This window comes from Paenibacillus sp. OK060 (assembly GCF_900101205.1).
Taxonomy (GTDB): Bacteria; Bacillota; Bacilli; order Paenibacillales; family Paenibacillaceae; genus Paenibacillus; species Paenibacillus marchantiae.
In genome coordinates this window covers 287,349-304,939 of record NZ_FNFR01000005.1, presented here as the reverse complement: position 1 = coordinate 304,939, position 17,591 = coordinate 287,349, and the positions used below count along the sequence as shown (strand labels likewise).

The following is a 17,591-nucleotide window of genomic DNA, read 5'->3' as shown; positions in this document are numbered from 1 at the left end:
GCACCATCTCCTATGGAAGGATCTCTTCCTATTTGCTAGTATTTGATAATAATTATCATTATCAATATTACATAAGGGGCGAGTAGATCATGTCACGAAGGTTTAAGGGTTTGGGAATGGTGCTGTTGGCACTAAGTTTGGTGCTTTCCGCCTGTTCCGGTTCTTCTGATAAAGAAGTGGAAGCTTCAGCAAAAACGGCAGAGAAAAATGAGACGAAAGTTGTTCGGGATCAGTTTGGAGAGGTGACGATTCCTACGAATCCTCAAAATATGCTTGTACTAGATTCCATCTATGCCGAGTACTTGATTGAGATGGGCGTTACACCGCAGATGGTTATATTTGTTCCGGAGATTGAACCGGACTATCGTGCGTCTTATTTTGAGGAACACGGGGTCCAAATGATTGAAGCGGAACAATATCAATATAATTATGAACAATTGCTGACGTTGTCACCAGATATAATTGTTACCGCAGGCGTAGGTATGGAGCAAGGCGTATATGATGAACTATCCAAGATTGCTCCAACGGTGGCTCTGGATTCCAACAGTGAAATGCAGATTGCCATGCCGAAGTTGGCTGCTGTCTTTGACAAGACAGAGGAATCTGCCAAAGTGCTGGCTGAATTTGATGAGAAGGCGAAGCAGGCACAGGAGAAAATTTCTCAAGCCATCGGCGGCAAAACCGTGCTGGTTCTTCGAGTAGAGCACAATCGTTACCGTTTCATGGGTCCCAAAGGAGGAAGCAGCAGTGTCTTTTTCTATGATACTTTGGGTCTGAACAGCCCTGAAGTCATCAAAGACTCTACCGATTGGTTTAGCCAGTTTTCCCTGGAATTTTTGCCGGAAATGAACCCGGATTATATATTTCTAGAAGACAGGACGCTGAAAGGCTATGATACGAAGCAATCCATGGATAACCTGAAAGAAAGCAAAGTGTGGGCGAGCTTGAACGCCGTGAAAGACAATCATGTCTTTCCGCTGAAAACGAGTGATTTTGTAACAGGTGTGGGCCCTATTGGGTCGGCCAAGTTGTTGGATTATGTCGTTGAAAAGTTGGTGCCCTAGATGAATACTGAAGCAGAGCAGCAATTGGACATTTACGATATAACGATTGTTGGTGGCGGACCGGCAGGAATGTATGCTGCATTTTACAGCGGGATGAGAGCCATGCGTACCAAAATGATTGAAGCCAAAGAGGAATTGGGCGGATTTATGCGCACGTACCCGGAGAAACTGGTCTGGGATGTAGGTGGAGTTGATCCGATTCGTTGTGAGAAATTGATTGATTCCCTGGAAAGACAGGCAAGAACCTTCGATCCAACCATTGTATTCGGCCAGGAAATTGCTCAGATGGAACGACGCGATGATCAAGTATTTGTACTCACCTCAAAGACAGGAGAGCGTCATTACACGCGTACGATTTTGTTATGTGCAGGCAGAGGCATGACGCAGGTTCAGAAGCTGGATATTGAAGGCGCAAATCGGTATGAGCTGACGAATCTACACTATACCATTACGGATCTGTCCAGATTCAAGGATAAACGTGTGCTGATCTCGGGAGGCGGGGATTCCGCAATAGATTGGGCGAATGAAATGGAGGGATTGGCGCGGGAGGTCATTGTGGTGCACAGACGCCAGGAGTTTACGGCACATGAGCTGCCTGTTGCCCAGATGAAAGCTTTTGCCCAAGTCTTGACTCCTTACAGCATCTCGCGCTTATATGGTACAGGAGACAAAATAGGCCGCGTCGAACTTGCCCATGTAGACAATGGGGAGATCATGCCAATTGAAGTGGATGAAGTGGTTGTAAGTCATGGATACGATCGTGATTTCGGTAACCTGGTCCATTGGGGACTGGAACGTGAAGATTACGGTATCTCGGTTGATCCGCGAATGTGCACAAGTCAGCCGGGAATCTTCGGAGCAGGTGATTTCATTACCTATGGAAGCAAAGTCCGTCTGATTGCTGGTGCATTTAATGATGCCGTACTCGCAGTGAATAGTGCCAAGCTCTATCTGGAGCCGACCGCTTCCGATATGGCAGGAGTATCGTCCCATAATGCAAGGTTCTTTGAGAAAAACAAAGCCATTTCTACCCTGTAAATCAGCATGTTAGAACGTGAAGTAACAGTAAGAAGCCCGACCGGTATTGAGAATAATTTCTCGAACATGTGTCGGGCTTTTTTTATTAAAACATCCAATCTCAACTAACCAATAAGTTACCCCTGTGGTTCCTGAAATAATTCAATATATGTCATAAGTTCCTTCACGCCTGCAAATTGCAGGGACAGTTGGCTGTTAAGCTTTTGCAGAGCCAGTTGGAAGGCATTATTAATCTGTGTATAATCCTGCGTGCCGACAGTGTTCAGAAGCTCTTTCATATGTTCAATGTAGTAGACGGATTTTCTTAAACTGCTAATGACCAATATCTTTCTTAACTCGGCTCGGGTATACATTCGATAACCGTTGTTAGGGTCTCTTTCGGAGCAAATCAAGCCTTCTGTTTCCCAATGCCTGATAGCAGAAGTGTTGACCCCGGCTGCTTCGGCAGCTTTTCCAATCGTCACCGCCTCCGTCGTTCCAACCTTTCGATCGTTAGCAAAATCCACCTGTTGCACCATCTTCCATATGTCTTCCATTCGTTGCTTCTCCAGTTGGCTGTTGTACAGCTGTTGGTTTATAAGCCAGAGGGCATCGATTGTATCACCCTGTTTTACTTTTCTCATAACCTCATATGCAACGGGAATCTCATACCCTTTCAATAATAAACGAATGGCGACAAACGCCTGAAGATGAACAGGGGTATAGTACCTGTGATTGCTGGCGGTCCGTGGAACGTCAGGAATCAGGTTCTCCTTTTCATACCGTCGCAGTGTAGTTGTACTTACATCCAGCCTTGTGGCAATCTGCCCAGGTGTATATGTTCGGTTCATGTTTCTTCTCCTCATGCTTCAAGTAAAACCTTCAAGTGCTACACTAACATACAACGCGCCAAAGTCCATATTTTATCAACACTTTATAATGAAAACCGAAAGATTGCATCTATGTTATACACTGAGGATATCAACAGTAAAGGACTGGTTCAATTGCAGAAAATGATTACATTGTTAAATGGCTCGCAGCTTGAAGTGGGTCTGACGGGAGCGCAAGATCGTAGTGTCATCATGCTGCCCATATCCAAAAAGTCCGTAACTGGACAAGAAGCTGAAACCCTAAAGTTATGGGGGGTTGATCCTGAATTGGGTGCAAAGTTTATCGACGGACTTTCCGATGAATTTCAGATCCTGCATTTTGATTATGAAGGCCACTATATGGCACATCCCCATCCGGAACATTTTACGCCCGAATATATCGCTCAGGATTTGTTACGAATTGCGGATCAGATGAATGTGAATCGATTTAGTTATTATGGATACTCCTGGCTGGCTCTCGCCGGGCTGCAGTTAGCCCTGCGGACTGACCGAATGGAAAGTCTCATTATGGGAGGATTCCCGCCATACGAGGGGCCGTATGAGGAAATGAGAGTAGTGACCATCAAGACATATGAGGGAGCATTGAAGCAGTATGAAGAAACGGGAGAAATACACTCAGCAGAAACCCTAATGAAAGCTGAAGAATTGAGTCCGGATCAATTGGATTGGGACAACTTGGAGTTAAAGATCGATCCGGCTCAAACGAAACAATTTGCGACCTTGTATCAAGGTTTAATTGATTTCGATGACCAACGTATTCAAACTCAGTTGAATATCCCCAGATTGGCTTTTGCAGGAGAGAAAGATACGATTGTGTACGGTGAGAAATTTGGGAATGTGACGGTGGATATCGCTGGACGATTGCAAAAGCATAAATCCGTTCTTGAAAACCTCGGCTGGACCGTCGAAATCATCAAGGGAGCGGATATGGATCACACCAAAGCCATGCAGCCCAGCACCGTTCTCCCTATTATCCATCCCTGGTTAAAAAGTCATTTAAGCTCAGGATCGGCAAAAACAAGTTGATATTACTGTGTGATATCGTCTAAAGCTCTTTGTTTGCGCTGCTGATAATCCAGAATGGATTCGTATAACAATTGCTCATTGAAATCCGGCCACATCACATCCGTGAACCAGAGCTCGGAATAAGCGGCTTGCCATAATAGAAAATTGCTTAACCGTTTCTCCCCACTGGTTCGGATCAGCAGATCGGGGGCAGGATTGAGTCCGGTATACAAAAACTTTTCAAAATCCGCCTCGGAGATTTCCGAGGTTTCTTTGTTTTCTTCATTATTTTCTACGATGTACGTTTTGATCGCTTGTACAATATCGTTTTTACCCCCATAATTCATCGCAAAATACACAGCCATCCCGCTGTTCGTTTGGGTTAGTTCCACCACTTTGCGCATCGCTTCCTGTGTTTCTTCTGGGAATTTTGAGATATCACCGATAAAATTAACTTTGATATTATTCTGATTCAGTTCCTGAACGGTTGTATCCTGTACAAATTCGACCACCAAACTAATGATGTAATCGACCTCTTCCTTGGGCCTTTTCCAGTTTTCCGTAGAGAAGGCGTAAAGAGTGAGCGAAGCAATCCCGTTTTTGTGGCACATGCTTATCGTTTCCCGCATTGTCTGCATTCCTGCATAGTGCCCAGCACTTCGAGGTAATCCTTTTCGCGTAGCCCATCTTCCATTTCCATCCATCATGATTGCGATATGCCTTGGGATTAATCCGTTCCAGTCGATAGAATGGGGTGTATTCGGTTTTTCTTTATGTACACGGTACCTCTTCATTGGAAATTCCTCCTGATCCTCAAGCTAGAATAAGTTAGACACGTATAATGGATTCAAATGTTCGAAATGATTTCCATAATTTATGGTTATTATATAGGATTGCACAGGGACAAGCCATGATAGGTTACTACATTAGTATCGTGCAGAACATGAGTCGACCGTCGTATTCCAGGATTTTTTATATCAAAACCTTTACATTCCAGCTGTATGCGTTTATTCACTTAAATGTTGGTGTATTTTCCCTTATAATAAACCAAAACGGACGAGGAGATGAACTCCAGATGAAAAAACAAATGTGGATCATTGCCAGCTTAGTGGTTGTAATTGTGTTGGGGGCCTTCCTTATTGCAAACAATGTGGGGACAGAAGAGGCAGGTAACGCGGAAGCACCCAATATTAAGAAATTAGTAGAAGATATCAGTACAGGCAAGGAGACACCGGAATCGGCTTCCATTAATGCCACCCAGTTAATCGTCACGGATAAAGGTAACCAAACGACAACCTACGACTTGCCTGAAAAGGAGTTTTTCCTTTCCATTGCACCCTATGTGGATCAGACTCATCCTTGTGCAATTCATAGCCTGACCGGATGTCAGGGCGAAATGAAGAATAAGAAGTTCATTGTGACGATTCATGACTCTGAAGGAAATACGCTTATGAAGGATGCTGAGATGAAGGCCGGCTCCAACGGTTTTATGGATTTTTGGTTAGCCAGAGATAAGTCATACCTCATTCGTGTGGTGCATGATGGAAAGGTTGCAGAGACACAGTTATCTACATATGAAGAAGATAATACGTGCATCACAACGATGCAGTTGAGTTAAATCGTCGTACGGTGCATTCTAACATCATTTCAAAAGACTCGATGTGATCCAGGCCCGCCTTGAATGCGGGTTCTTTCATTTTTTTCTGTTTATGCTGTGACAGTGAAGATTTTGCAAAATGAAAATAATAACTCTTTTGAATTGACAAAATCGCAATCCTACGGGATAATCCATTAGTGATAATGATAATTGTTATCATATAAATACATATAAATAGGGGAGAAGTAGGATATGAAAAAAAGCTTAAACGGATTTTTATTGCTGACGGTTTTGGCGCTTGCTCTGACAGGTTGCGGTAAAGCCAGCAGCACAACAGATACAAATGAAAATGCCTCTTCCGGCAGCACGCCGACTGAAGAGACAGCAGGTCCTGTTACAGTTAAACATAGTGGTGGAGAGCTCAAACTGGACAAACCAGCTAAGAGAGTTGTTACACTGGAATGGACATATACGGAAGATGTAGTAGCACTGGGTGTTCAGCCAGTAGGTAGTGCAGATAACGCCAACTATAAAGTCTATGTGACTCCCGAAGCAGCTTTGGATGACACGGTGACGGATGTTGGAACACGTGACGAGCCAAATCTGGAGGCGATTGCAGCTTTGAAGCCGGATTTGATTATCGCCAATTCCAATTCGAATATCTATGATCAGCTCAATGCCATTGCACCAACGCTTGAATATGACCTGTATACGGGTGATGGCTATAATTATGACAAAATGACGGAAACGTTCAACAATATCGCGGTTGCTCTTGGAAAAGAAGACCAAGCGAAGAAGGTACTCGATGAACTCGATCAGCACTATACAGAAGCCAAAGATAAACTTGCTGCTGCCGACAAATCGGAATTCCATTATGTACTGACACAAGCATTTACGTATCAAAATGCAGCAAGTCTTCGCATGTTTACCGATAACGCTGTCGTAATTGGCACGTTGGCGAAGGTTGGACTGGTTAACGACTGGCAGCCGGACAAGATTGAAGGATATGGCTTCTCAACGGTAGGTATTGAATCCTTGCCTGCTGTTCAGGACAGCAACTTCATCTACATCACACAACCGGATGATGACGTTTTTGGCACAGCAATGAAAGACAATTCAGTATGGAAAGGTCTGAATTTTGTCAAAGATAAACGCACTTATCAACTGGATAGCACAACATGGACGTTTGGTGGACCTATCTCGTCCAAAGCTCTGGTTGACGGGGTTGTTGGAGCGATTACCCAATGAGTTCGGTCCAACATTCCCGACCAGTGTTTAACTGGCGTACATTAAGCATTTATGGGGGCGGTCTAACCGCTCTCATCGTGCTTTTTTTTGTAAGCCTGTGTTATGGAGAAGCTTCAATTCCACTCCATACGGTTGTAGATTCACTTATGGGCAGGCAGGACACACTGGAACATAATATGATCTGGGATCTGCGCATGCCGCGAACAGTAATCGGTATACTCGCTGGAGGGGCGCTTGCTGTTGCTGGTTCGTTGTTACAGACCATTACACGCAATCCGCTCGCGGCATCGGACACACTCGGCATCAATGCGGGGGCCTATTTTGTCGTGGTGTTGGGAACGATTTTTTTCCCAGGCTTGATGCAGCAATCGCCTTTCCTTTTCGCCGTACTCGGTGGATTACTGGCAGCTGCCGCAGCCTACTTCATGGGCGGGGGGAGAACGTCAAGTCTGGTGCGACTTGCGCTGTCCGGCATGATTGTATCGATGGTACTTGGTTCTTTTACAAGCGCGCTGCATATTTTCTTCTCTCAGGAGACTCAGGCATTATTTCTATGGGGATCAGGAACGCTTGTTCAGAATGACTGGAGCGGTGTAATTTACGCATGGCCTTGGGTCATTGGAATTACGATCGTTGCCCTGGTTTTATCCCGGCAGTGGGATATGTTGGAACTGGATGAATCAACTGCTTCCTCACTCGGGCAAAAAGTAGGCATGGCCCGTGCCACGGGGTTAATTATTGCTGTGTTGCTGGCTGCGGTCATTGTCAGTGTAATTGGGCCAATTGGCTTTGTGGGTTTGGTGGCACCTCATCTGGTTCGATTGAGTGGAATTCGTTCAAATCGATTGTTATTGCCTGGTGTTTTCTTGTGGGGCGCAGCACTGCTAGTCGGTGCAGACGTACTTGCCAAGATGGTTCATAACTCCAGTCTGGAGTTGCCGACAGGGGCCGTGATGGCAATCATTGGTGCACCATGGCTAATCTGGCTTGTACTTACACGCATGAAGGCAGCAAATGGATCAGGCATGTCTACCTCAATGAGCACAGGAGCACGTTCGCGTCGCTGGGCATTCGGCCCTATTGCTATTATCTTTACGGTACTAACGTTAGCATTGGTTCTCCTTAGTACGATGTTTGGCGGGATGCGCATTCCAATGGCTGATCTTCTGCCAAGCCTGTTTCAATCGGATGGGCTATACTCGGCCATTGTGCAGCTTCGCATTCCGCGAACTCTTGTCGCCGCAGGTGCAGGTGCTGCGCTGGCGATCAGCGGTGTGCTTATTCAGATGGCCGTTCGCAACCCGCTTGCTGACGCGTCCATCGTGGGCGTATCGTCAGGCGCAGGCTTGGGTGCGATGATGGTCATCATCCTATGGCCTGGTCTTCCGGTGTTCTTGCTGCCTATCGCGGCGATTGTTGGGGCAGGGCTCGCTGCAGCAGTCGTATTCTCTTTGTCCTGGAAGAAGGGTCTCAATCCTTCCGCAGTTGTATTGCTGGGTATCGCCATGTCTGCAATTGCAGGCGCAGGCATTCAGGTTCTGATTGTTCGCGGCGCTGTATATGGCAGTAGCGGTTTTATCTGGCTAACAGGCAGTACTTATGCACGTACGTGGGATCAAGTGAAGATCATTGGGGTGTTCCTGTTGATTTTGATCCCGCTTGCGTGGTGGCTGGCGCGAAGATTCGAACTGTTGGTATTCGACGATAATAGTGCTTCCGGTCTTGGCTTGAGTGTTCGTCGGACGCGTCTGCTGGCTATGACCGTTGGTGTTTTGCTTGCCGCAGGTGCAGTCGCCTGTGTGGGAACGGTTGGATTTATCGGGCTAATTGCCCCACATATGGTCCGTCTGTTGACGGGAAACAAGTTAAGACGGTCGATGTTTCTGTCGGCTTTGGTCGGTGCAGTGATGCTGGTGCTGGCGGATACAATCGGAAGGACCATTATGGCACCAACCGAGATTCCATCCGGATTGTTAATTGCAATCATTGGAACGCCGTATTTCCTTTATTTAATGTATCGTTCCAACTGGCGCAAATCAGCTTAAACATTCGATCCTTAAATAAAAAATCCCCTCTGGTTTTCAGTGGTGAGTTCATGTAGACATGTTCTCTTTTCTCACTGCTTACCTAGAGGGGATATTTTATTATGATAGCTTTTTTTCATTTGTGTTATAACTTCGTTGTTTTTTCTCTTAGCATTCCACTGTTATCTACCGATAGGATCGCTTGCTGCAACGTCTCTTTATCCTGAACCAAAGCGAATCTCACATATCCTTCACCCGAAGGTCCGAATGCACTCCCAGGCGTTACGATTACACCCGCTTGTGTAACCAGATCCATGGCAAACTGCTCTGAGGTATCGTAGTGGTCTGGAATCCGACTCCAGATGAACATGCTGGCTTCGGGTTTGGCAATATGCCAACCGAGGTTGCTGAATCCTTCGCAAAGAATATCTCTGCGCTCCTCGTAGATATCTCTGACCCGCTCAACTTCACTCTGATCCCCTGTGATTGCAGCAATGGCTGCCTTCTGAATCGGAAGAAACATGCCGTAATCCATGTTGGATTTCAACTTTTTAAGCACAGATACCACATCCGGGTTCCCCACACAAAAGCCGATTCGTGCCCCAGCCAATCCATAGGTTTTGGATAACGAGTTGAATTCAATGCCGACATCCATCGCCCCGGGATAAGCAAGGAAACTACCGCACGTTTTCCCATCGAACACTAGCTCGCTGTATGCATTGTCATGAAGAACGATAATGTCGTATTTCTTGGCAAAATCAATTAGATCCAGATAGAACTGATCGGGTGCCATTGCTGTCGTCGGATTGTTGGGATAGGATACAAGCATGAATTTTGCTTTGCGCGCAACAGCTTCAGGAATGTCCTGAAGTTGAATAACATATCCATGTTCTTCTTTTTGGGGCATATAATACAGTTCGGCTCCTGCAAGTAGAGGTCCATCAGCAAAGACTGGATAACAAGGATCGGGTACAAGGACTAAATCTCCTTCATCAACGATCGCCAAAGAAATATGGGCGAGTCCTTCCTGTGATCCAAGCAAGGAGCAAATTTGGGTTTTCGGGTTCAGTTCAACATGGTAACGGCGCTTGTACCATTCACTGACTGCTTGCAGCAATTCGCTCTGATCATTTACAGCATATGTATAGTTTGAAGCATCTGCTGCTGCCTCGCATAAAGCCGTCATGATATGTTGGGCCGGGGGAATATTGGGTGTGCCTACACTTAAATCGATGACAGGTTCTCCATTCTTCAGTCGTTGCCTCTTGATTTCCAGCAAACGTGTGAATATCCCCTCACTGAAATGTTCCATACGTTTAGCAAACTTCATGATGATTATCCTCCATCCTGATCTCCCCTTGGGGAATAACACTTGGAGGTATTATAGCAGAGTTTTCAGGTGATAAGTAACCACGAAATGTGTATTCGACTTCTCAATGTACTCTTCTTGATTTACAATTAAAGGAAAGCTGGACATGGATAAATAGCAGAGTTTTCAGGTGATAAGTAACCACGAAATGTGTATTCGACTTCTCAATGTACTCTTCTTGATTTACAATTAAAGGAAAGCTGGACATGGATAAGTATCAGAGAATTGGAGGGTGACCAGTAATGAACGAACCGTGGGCCGCTTCGATGAGTGGAGTTCCCTGGAACGAGGATAAAATGGACAAGGCTATCGTACAACTGCGGAACAGGGCTACGATTAGCTTTGTTGTCGGGCTGGACGAGATGCATGATCTGCGAACACTGGATGAATATGTGTTTGCCAAACGACCCGATTTGATTTTAAATGTGTCCAATACAGATGTGAAGGGGCGGTATTCAGAAGAGTTTCTGGAGGCACTTGCTGGTTTAAAACATGTCACCGCTTTGCAGCTGGATCTCAAGCAAACACAAGATTTGAGTATATTGAGTGCGCTGCAAAAGATGGAGTTTCTGAACATTCGCTCACCCAAAAAGCAAAACCTAAACTTCATCCGGAATTACAAATACTTGAATTACCTCGCACTTAGCGGGAAATTTCCCGATATCTCGCCGATTGAGGACTGCATTCGGTTGAGCACCCTCGTCCTGAACTGTGACATTGATCAGCTTGATTTTGTTGTAGACTTACCATTTATCGAGTATTTGGCTCTCGATCACTGTACATTGGCTGGTTCACTCGAAGTACTGGCTGAATCGAATATCCGTATGCTGAGGTTATCGTCCGTAAAGAATCTGACCGAGATCGATGCAGTAGGAGCATTACATCATCTGGTCTTTCTGCACCTTTCGCTACCCAAGATTGAGCGGTTGTGCGACTTCTCGCACATGAAAAATCTGCGGCAGCTTGAACTGGATTTCATGAAGTCTCTGCAAGAGATTGAGAACCTGTGGACTGCGGATCAATTGGAGGTGCTGGAACTGAAAGAGATACATAAGGGGATAAAGGCAGAAACTTTTGAGTGTATGACCGAAATGCAAAATTTGAAACAGGTGGATTTTCGTTTTATTGATCATAGTAAAGGTCGTATTGCTACTATGCGCAAACAAATGATTGAAGCGGGAAAAGGGCATCTGCTCTATGAACAAATTCCTGAAGAACAACGAATTCCTTCGATGGCTCTTATGCACCTGTCCAAAATTCTAATGTAAACTGACAGTACACCAGCGCCTGCTTCCGAGCGGACGCTGGTGTATTTACAATCTTCGGTTCTTGCCCGCTCACATCTGGTTAGCCATGGCTGGAGGAGATGAATGGCTCATCACCCGCATGACGCCTGCGGTATTCTCCGGGGGTCAGCCCGTATCGACGCTTGAACATGCGGATGAACGAATTCACATTTTGATAGCCGACCTGTGTCGCAATGTCCTGAATTCGCAGATCTACATTCACAAGCAGTTCTTTGGCCCGCTCAACCCGCAGATTGTTCAGATATTCGCTGAAGTTGATGTTAGTCTTTTCCTTGAAAATACTGGAGAGGTACCCCGATGTTAAATTCAACTTGTCGGCGACGATATTCAAATTAATGTCTTCCCCATAATGATGATCCAGGTAGTCCAGCACAAAGGTGATAACCGGATCACGCGTTTCCAGCTGGCTGCGTACTGCCGCAAGTACCGGTTGAGCCAACGCCTGAAGCCATTCTCTGTATTGCTGCATGGAATGGAAACCAGCAAATGCCTCTCCCGGAGGAGAAGAGCGAAGCTCGGATTCGATGTTCGTCAAATTCAGCTTCATCACCGTCTTGCTGATCTGTTCGACTGCACCGATGGCAAAGGTGCGGAAGTCTTCTGCGGCCGCATCCTTGTGCTGCAGTTGCTCCAGCTGGCGATCCAGCCAAGCGAATACGGCCTCTTCATTGCCGGATTGCAGCAGGTTGTGCAGTTCCTCCCCATAAGTGACCTTCACATGGAAGGCATTTGACGAAGAAGCACGCGGCTCCACAATAACTTGTGTCTCCCCATTCAGCCTGCGCTCTTTTAACAGCATGGACAGATTGCTGTACGCATCGGTAAACGGAATTTCTCCGGAATACACCGGACTTACCGCAATGGTCAGATAAAGGGTTTCCTCGACAGCCAGCAACTCCTTCAGTGTATCGAGCGCTTGAAGAATACCACTCTGTGGACCTGGATCGAACAGCAGCAAGAGCAGTTGGTCCTGCTCGGGCTGAATGGCCACGCTATTGGTTTTGCTACTGGTAAACAGGCTCTGAATCAGCTTCCATAATAACAGGGTATGTTGCCCGAATTCATCCGGCTGGAATTTGAAGCCTACCTTGAACAGAATGGAGACATAAGGCTGCTCGGATTGCTGGGCATCCTCAAGCTCCGCCAGATAGGAGCTGAGCGGTATATTTTTTACTTTATGGATATAAGCGTACTGGCGTACGAGAGAGTTCTTCTGCGCAAGGTCGCTTTGAATATAACGGTTATTCTCCAGAATAGAGCTCAGGCGGTCGCCGATCATGGCGAATTCTTTTACACTGCTCCATTTGTCTGGTCCGCTGTCCGGATTTCGGTCCAGAGCGGCAATAAGACGTTGGAGTGGCTGGTTTAATCTTATACTGAAAAACAGGGAGGAGAGCACGCTAATTAGTACAGCAGCGCCAAGCAGGAAAGCCAGCAGCAGCTGCATGCCGCGCATTTCCGCGGCGATTACCGCGGCCTGAGTGACCCGGACATAAGTAAACCCGGTTTGTTTACCTTTTTCATAAAAGTAATACTGATCCCCAATACGTTCATGTTTGCTTCCGTCTGCAGGTAGCTGCGGATTCTGCAGTTCCCCCTCCTTCGTAGTAAAAAGCAGGCGTCCCTCGTTGTCCAGAATGTAGAACGGATTATTAGCGGCATCGCCATATGTGTCCTGCATACGTTGTGGATCCAGCATAACAATGCCGTACACATCTTCGTAAGGAATGGCTTTCATCATGACGGGCATCAGTTGACCGAGAGAACGGGATGAGTGAACGGTATTTTCCGTAAAAGCTGCCGCAGGCATTACTTTCAGGAACTGTTTGTTCATCGTTTGAGTTTTCCAATAGTCCGGAGGATATTCTTTACTATAATAATATTTACCGAACATATCGCTGGCACTGCTAAGACCTTCCTTCTCCAGTACATAGTCTTCTTGCTTGAAATAGAGAATGAAATTGTCGATATGCAGAAAAGGATTAGCGTACAGCGTGGAGAGGTCCGACTTCACCTCTGCGGGAATATCGTAACGGCGGTTCTCCTTAATGTGGCTCAAAATGCCCAGATTGGCTGTCCAGGTATCCGATTGGGTGAGGGCCAGAATCATGTTCTGGGTCAGTCGGAAATGATTCTCATACCCTTCAACGGTCTGCGCAAGGCCTAGTTCATTTTGTCTGACCATCTCCTGATAGACCTTGTTGCTTAAGTACAGATGGGAGAACAGATTAAATGAAGCCAAAATCAGGATGACACTGAGGAAGCTCAGCATTAGCTTGACAAACAGTCCATTCAGCGCAAATTTGCTTGTAAGCAGTCCCTTCATTATGACATTCCCCCTTGAGTACAGCCCCGGATCGAGTAGTTAATCCTATCATAGCGGCATAAATCTGACACAAACAATATACACTTTTACTGAATTATACGCGGATATCTGGAAAAAAGGAGTAAAGGCGAAAAGTTATATAACATGTAGATAGCGCTTTCTAAAGGTTTATAGCTATAATTCGAATACGAACCCAGGAATTCCAGGTTAAGTTATCTGACATACAAGTCGAATTAACTCATCTAAGCAAGAGGGGGCATGCCGATGGCTGATGCTAGCGTAACGCAACGCACACTGCAAAAGGAAGCGCACCGGCCGCCTCGGCGGAAGTCGCGTTTGATCAGAACCTGGAACAGGAACAAGGCGCTATGGCTGCTATTCCTGCCATGCCTCCTGTATTATTTGATCTTCCGCTATGCGCCGATGTTTGGTCTGGTCATCACGTTCAAGGATTACAATCTGTTTAAAGGAATTTGGGCCAGTGATTGGGTGGGATTCAAATATTACCGGATGTTTCTGGAGAATCCTGATTTTTGGCCGCTGATGAAGAATACGTTTCTGCTGGGACTGTATAAGCTGGTGTTCGGCTTTCCAGCCCCAATCTTGCTGGCCATTCTGCTGAATGAGGTGCGAAGGGCAGCATTCAAGCGTTTTGTACAGACGGTCAGCTATCTGCCGCATTTCATCTCGAATGTAATCGTGGCGAGTATGGTGATTATGTTCCTGTCCCCAACCGGAGGGCTCATTAACAATTTGCTGGCAGGTATCGGCATTGGACCGATCAATTTCATGAATGAGCCCGGGCTGTTCAGGGGCATCTACGTCCTGTCGGAAATCTGGCAACATATCGGCTGGGAGACCATTATTTATCTGGCCGCGCTAACGGCCATCGATCCGCAGTTGTATGAAGCCGCAGATATGGACGGGGCAAGCCGATTGCGCAAAATCTGGCATGTCACACTACCCGGTATATCTCCCGCGATCGTCATTACACTGATTCTAAATATCGGCAAAGTGCTGGAAATCGGATTCGAGAAAGTCTTCCTGATGCAGAATCCGGCGATCTACGATACAGCGGATATTATCAGCACGTATGTTTACAGGGTGGGTATGGTACAGGGGAATTTTAGCTATGGTGCGTCCATTGATTTGTTCATGGGTGTCATCAGTCTGATATTCATCTATACGGCCAACTGGCTTAGCCGCCGATTAAGTGAGACCAGTCTATGGTAGAAAGAGGTGTGGCGTGAACTCACTCCGATTTTCCTGGTTTAACGTTGTGGCATCGCTGATCCTGCTGTTCGTTGTGGTGGTTACACTCTATCCGTTCCTTCATATGCTGGCGGTTTCCCTCAGCAGCAACGTAAACGTCATCCAAAACAATATTTCCTTCTGGCCCAAGGGCTTTAATCTGAGCATGTACAAATTGGTGCTGGGCGATCCGCAAATCTGGACGGCTTACCGAAATACGATCATTTACACCGTGCTTGGCACACTGATCTCACTGGTGGTCACCTCCACCGGAGCCTACGCTTTGTCCAGAAAAGACATGGCACTGCGTAATAGCTTCACGGTCTTGATTGTCATTACGATGTTCTTCAGCGGCGGGATGATTCCGACCTTTCTGGTGGTCCGTTCCCTGAATCTGGTGGACACCGTATGGGGCATGGTTCTCCCGGGGGCAGTCAGCACCTGGAACCTCATTCTGATGCGCACGTTCTTCTCAGGCATCCCCAAAGAGCTGGAGGAATCGGGTCGAATGGATGGCCTAAACGATATTGGAATCTTCATACGTATTATTGTACCGTTGTCCAAGGCATCCTTTGCCACGATTGCCCTGTTCTATGCCGTGGGTATGTGGAACAACTTTATCTTTCCGCTGCTCTACCTACGGTCTCCCGATTTGTTTCCGCTCCAAGTGCTGCTGCGTAATCTCGTACTGGCCGGCAGCGCAAGCTCAGGCGACGTAACATCCATTGGGGGAGATAATCTGGTGGTGGAGGAATCGCTCAAGTATGCGACCATTATGGTCTCAACCCTGCCGATTCTGGTCATCTATCCGTTTGTACAGAAGTATTTCGTCAAAGGAGCCATGGTTGGTGCTGTTAAAGGTTAAGTGAGGCAAGAAGTGCACCGCGAATTCAGATTAAGGGAGAGAAGCTTATGGGTAAATGGAAATCGGTAATACTTCCCCTGCTGATTGCAGTAACGATGGTGGCAGGGTGCAGTGGCGGCAAGGGTGCCGACCCGCAAACAGATACCAAAGGAAACGGTACCGGAATAACCGATAACTCCACCGGGGCGGGAAAGACCTTCACGGCCCTGCTGGACAACAATGCCACTTTTCCTTATTCCAAGAGCTGGCCCATTTGGAGCTGGTTGAAGGAAAAGACGGGCGTCACGCTGGAAGTGCAGACACCTTCCGGCAAGCTGGATGAGAGCCTGAACCTGGCGATTGCCTCCAAAACGCTGCCTGATCTGATGTATATGCCCAATCGCAAGGATTCGAATAAGTTTGGTCAACAGGGCGCACTAGTGGATCTGATGCAGTATATGGACAGTATGCCGAATCTGAAGGCATGGATGAAGCAATATCCCGAGGAAGCGAAGGCTGCCCTGTCCGCCGACGGTAAAATGTATATGTTCCCCAATCAGGGTTTCGGCGAGACGAATCGTATGATCTGGATGTACCGCAAGGATGTTTTTGACAAGGAAGGCATTCAGGCTCCAACAACTTATGAAGAGTTGCATGCAGCGCTGAAGACGTTGAAGGAGAAATACCCGGACAGTTATCCGCTCTCGATCCGCTACGGTCAGATCCCGGATGAGATGAATGCCAATATGACGGTGAACTACGGAACGGGTGAGGGTGCTTATTATGATTTTGACCAGAAGCAATGGCGTTATGGACCGACTGAAGACAACTACAAGGCTATGGTAGGGATGTGGAAAAGCTTTTATGATGAAGGGTTGGTCCCGCCCGATTTCTTATCATTGCAAACCAAACAGTGGCAGGATATGGTCTCGACTGGAAAATCATTTGTGACCATTGATTATATCAGCCGGATTGATTTCTTTAACAATGCCATGCAGCAGGAGAATCCGGAGTTCAACATGCAGTTTCTGGCCCCTCCAGCAGGCATTTCAGGGGGCACACAGCTGAATCCATATTTTCATTATATGGAAGGCGGATTGACGGTGGCCTCGACCTCCAAGAACATTGATGATGTGATGAAGTACATGGACTTTTTCTATTCTGAGGAAGGACGTACGCTGAGCAGCTGGGGTGTAGAGGGAGAGACCTTTATAAAGGAAGGCGATACGATCAAGTTCAAGCCGGAGTATAACGATGTCATTGAAATGCGCAAGCAGACAGGGCTTCAGACCAGCGGGACCTATACCTGGATTGATTTCAACGCGCACTTGTCGCTGTTCTCGGACGATCTGAAGCATGCCTATGAAGAAGCGGTCAAATATGATCCTCCCGCAATGCAGCCAAGACCTGCTTTTACAGAAGTGGAAAATGAGGTCATATCCATTACCGGTCAAGCGATCAAGAAGCACCGTGACGAGAGTTTTGCCAAATTTGTTACGGGTTCCCGGAGTCTGGCGGATTGGGAGAAGTATGTAGAGGAAATCAACAATCTTGGGGTAGATAAGCTGCTGAACACCTATAAGGAAGCGTATGACCGTGTTCAGAATGTTCAGCTGAGCGCGAAATGAGCGAATGTACGGCACAGGAAT

The 17,591-nt window shown here is 46.7% G+C and carries 14 protein-coding genes; 10 read left to right on the top strand and 4 right to left on the bottom strand.

Annotation, left to right across the window (positions count from 1 at the left end; translation table 11 throughout):
- The first annotated feature begins 89 nt into the window (after nt 1-89).
- Both BLS14_RS19980 and BLS14_RS19975 read left to right on the top strand, forming a co-directional pair.
- Nucleotides 90-1,064 carry an ABC transporter substrate-binding protein gene (locus BLS14_RS19980; protein ID WP_063565412.1) on the top strand — a complete coding sequence of 325 codons (975 nt, stop codon included), beginning with the start codon at nt 90-92 and terminating at the stop codon, nt 1,062-1,064.
- Nucleotides 1,065-2,102, top strand: a complete 1,038-nt coding sequence (locus BLS14_RS19975) for an NAD(P)/FAD-dependent oxidoreductase (protein ID WP_090953589.1) — start codon at nt 1,065-1,067, stop codon at nt 2,100-2,102. It abuts the gene before it with no gap.
- Between the two features lie 116 nt (nt 2,103-2,218).
- Here the strand turns inward: BLS14_RS19975 and BLS14_RS19970 are convergent, their stop codons facing one another.
- Entirely contained in the window at nt 2,219-2,932 is a 714-nt protein-coding gene (locus BLS14_RS19970) for a MerR family transcriptional regulator (protein WP_090809766.1), read from the bottom strand.
- Nucleotides 2,933-3,094: 162 nt separating this feature from the next.
- On the opposite strand from BLS14_RS19970, the gene BLS14_RS19965 reads away from it, so the two are divergent.
- Entirely contained in the window at nt 3,095-3,997 is a 903-nt protein-coding gene (locus BLS14_RS19965; RefSeq protein ID WP_371121654.1) for an alpha/beta fold hydrolase, read from the top strand.
- Between the two features lie 2 nt (nt 3,998-3,999).
- Here BLS14_RS19965 and BLS14_RS19960 read toward each other — a convergent pair whose 3' ends face one another.
- Nucleotides 4,000-4,770: an isoprenyl transferase gene (locus BLS14_RS19960; RefSeq protein WP_090809769.1), complete on the bottom strand. Its 771-nt coding sequence runs from the start codon at nt 4,768-4,770 to the stop codon at nt 4,000-4,002.
- 281 nt (nt 4,771-5,051) lie between these two features.
- On the opposite strand from BLS14_RS19960, the gene BLS14_RS19955 reads away from it, so the two are divergent.
- From BLS14_RS19955 to BLS14_RS19945, 3 genes are all read left to right on the top strand, one after another.
- Nucleotides 5,052-5,594 carry a CueP family metal-binding protein gene (locus BLS14_RS19955; RefSeq protein WP_072734587.1) on the top strand — a complete coding sequence of 181 codons (543 nt, stop codon included), beginning with the start codon at nt 5,052-5,054 and terminating at the stop codon, nt 5,592-5,594.
- Nucleotides 5,595-5,825: 231 nt separating this feature from the next.
- The gene (locus BLS14_RS19950; RefSeq protein WP_072734586.1) at nt 5,826-6,821 is read left to right on the top strand and encodes an ABC transporter substrate-binding protein; all 996 of its coding nucleotides are present in this window, start codon (nt 5,826-5,828) and stop codon (nt 6,819-6,821) included.
- A complete protein-coding gene (locus BLS14_RS19945) occupies nt 6,818-8,866 on the top strand; it encodes an iron ABC transporter permease (protein WP_090953587.1) in 2,049 nt (682 codons plus the stop codon). The genes BLS14_RS19950 and BLS14_RS19945 overlap by 4 nt, the downstream gene beginning before the upstream one ends.
- A gap of 124 nt (nt 8,867-8,990) precedes the next feature.
- Here BLS14_RS19945 and BLS14_RS19940 read toward each other — a convergent pair whose 3' ends face one another.
- A complete protein-coding gene (locus BLS14_RS19940) occupies nt 8,991-10,175 on the bottom strand; it encodes an aminotransferase class I/II-fold pyridoxal phosphate-dependent enzyme (protein ID WP_090953585.1) in 1,185 nt (394 codons plus the stop codon).
- A 281-nt stretch (nt 10,176-10,456) separates the two neighbouring features.
- On the opposite strand from BLS14_RS19940, the gene BLS14_RS19935 reads away from it, so the two are divergent.
- On the top strand, nt 10,457-11,482 hold the full coding sequence (locus BLS14_RS19935; RefSeq protein ID WP_090953583.1) for a leucine-rich repeat domain-containing protein: 1,026 nt from the start codon (nt 10,457-10,459) through the stop codon (nt 11,480-11,482).
- A gap of 79 nt (nt 11,483-11,561) precedes the next feature.
- Here BLS14_RS19935 and BLS14_RS19930 read toward each other — a convergent pair whose 3' ends face one another.
- Entirely contained in the window at nt 11,562-13,847 is a 2,286-nt protein-coding gene (locus BLS14_RS19930) for a helix-turn-helix domain-containing protein (RefSeq protein WP_090953581.1), read from the bottom strand.
- A gap of 264 nt (nt 13,848-14,111) precedes the next feature.
- Here BLS14_RS19930 and BLS14_RS19925 point away from each other — a divergent pair, with 264 nt between their 5' ends.
- Genes BLS14_RS19925 through BLS14_RS19915 form a run of 3 tightly spaced genes read left to right on the top strand, consistent with a single transcriptional unit; the run spans nt 14,112 to nt 17,570 of the window.
- Nucleotides 14,112-15,080, top strand: a complete 969-nt coding sequence (locus tag BLS14_RS19925) for an ABC transporter permease (RefSeq protein ID WP_090953579.1) — start codon at nt 14,112-14,114, stop codon at nt 15,078-15,080.
- 13 nt (nt 15,081-15,093) lie between these two features.
- Nucleotides 15,094-15,963: a carbohydrate ABC transporter permease gene (locus tag BLS14_RS19920; protein WP_072734581.1), complete on the top strand. Its 870-nt coding sequence runs from the start codon at nt 15,094-15,096 to the stop codon at nt 15,961-15,963.
- Between the two features lie 47 nt (nt 15,964-16,010).
- Complete coding sequence (locus tag BLS14_RS19915; protein ID WP_090953577.1) at nt 16,011-17,570, top strand: extracellular solute-binding protein; 1,560 nt, start codon at nt 16,011-16,013, stop codon at nt 17,568-17,570.
- The last annotated feature ends 21 nt before the right edge of the window (nt 17,571-17,591 follow it).

Excerpts from the sequence above, each read along its gene's own strand:
- BLS14_RS19980 (WP_063565412.1), top strand. The coding sequence starts at position 90 with ATGTCACGAAGGTTTAAGGGTTTGGGAATGGTGCTGTTGGCACTAAGT.
- BLS14_RS19975 (WP_090953589.1), top strand. The coding sequence starts at position 1,065 with ATGAATACTGAAGCAGAGCAGCAATTGGACATTTACGATATAACGATT.
- BLS14_RS19970 (WP_090809766.1), bottom strand. The coding sequence starts at position 2,932 with ATGAACCGAACATATACACCTGGGCAGATTGCCACAAGGCTGGATGTA.
- BLS14_RS19965 (WP_371121654.1), top strand. The coding sequence starts at position 3,095 with ATGATTACATTGTTAAATGGCTCGCAGCTTGAAGTGGGTCTGACGGGA.
- BLS14_RS19960 (WP_090809769.1), bottom strand. The coding sequence starts at position 4,770 with ATGAAGAGGTACCGTGTACATAAAGAAAAACCGAATACACCCCATTCT.
- BLS14_RS19955 (WP_072734587.1), top strand. The coding sequence starts at position 5,052 with ATGAAAAAACAAATGTGGATCATTGCCAGCTTAGTGGTTGTAATTGTG.
- BLS14_RS19950 (WP_072734586.1), top strand. The coding sequence starts at position 5,826 with ATGAAAAAAAGCTTAAACGGATTTTTATTGCTGACGGTTTTGGCGCTT.
- BLS14_RS19945 (WP_090953587.1), top strand. The coding sequence starts at position 6,818 with ATGAGTTCGGTCCAACATTCCCGACCAGTGTTTAACTGGCGTACATTA.
- BLS14_RS19940 (WP_090953585.1), bottom strand. The coding sequence starts at position 10,175 with ATGAAGTTTGCTAAACGTATGGAACATTTCAGTGAGGGGATATTCACA.
- BLS14_RS19935 (WP_090953583.1), top strand. The coding sequence starts at position 10,457 with ATGAACGAACCGTGGGCCGCTTCGATGAGTGGAGTTCCCTGGAACGAG.
- BLS14_RS19930 (WP_090953581.1), bottom strand. The coding sequence starts at position 13,847 with ATGAAGGGACTGCTTACAAGCAAATTTGCGCTGAATGGACTGTTTGTC.
- BLS14_RS19925 (WP_090953579.1), top strand. The coding sequence starts at position 14,112 with ATGGCTGATGCTAGCGTAACGCAACGCACACTGCAAAAGGAAGCGCAC.
- BLS14_RS19915 (WP_090953577.1), top strand. The coding sequence starts at position 16,011 with ATGGGTAAATGGAAATCGGTAATACTTCCCCTGCTGATTGCAGTAACG.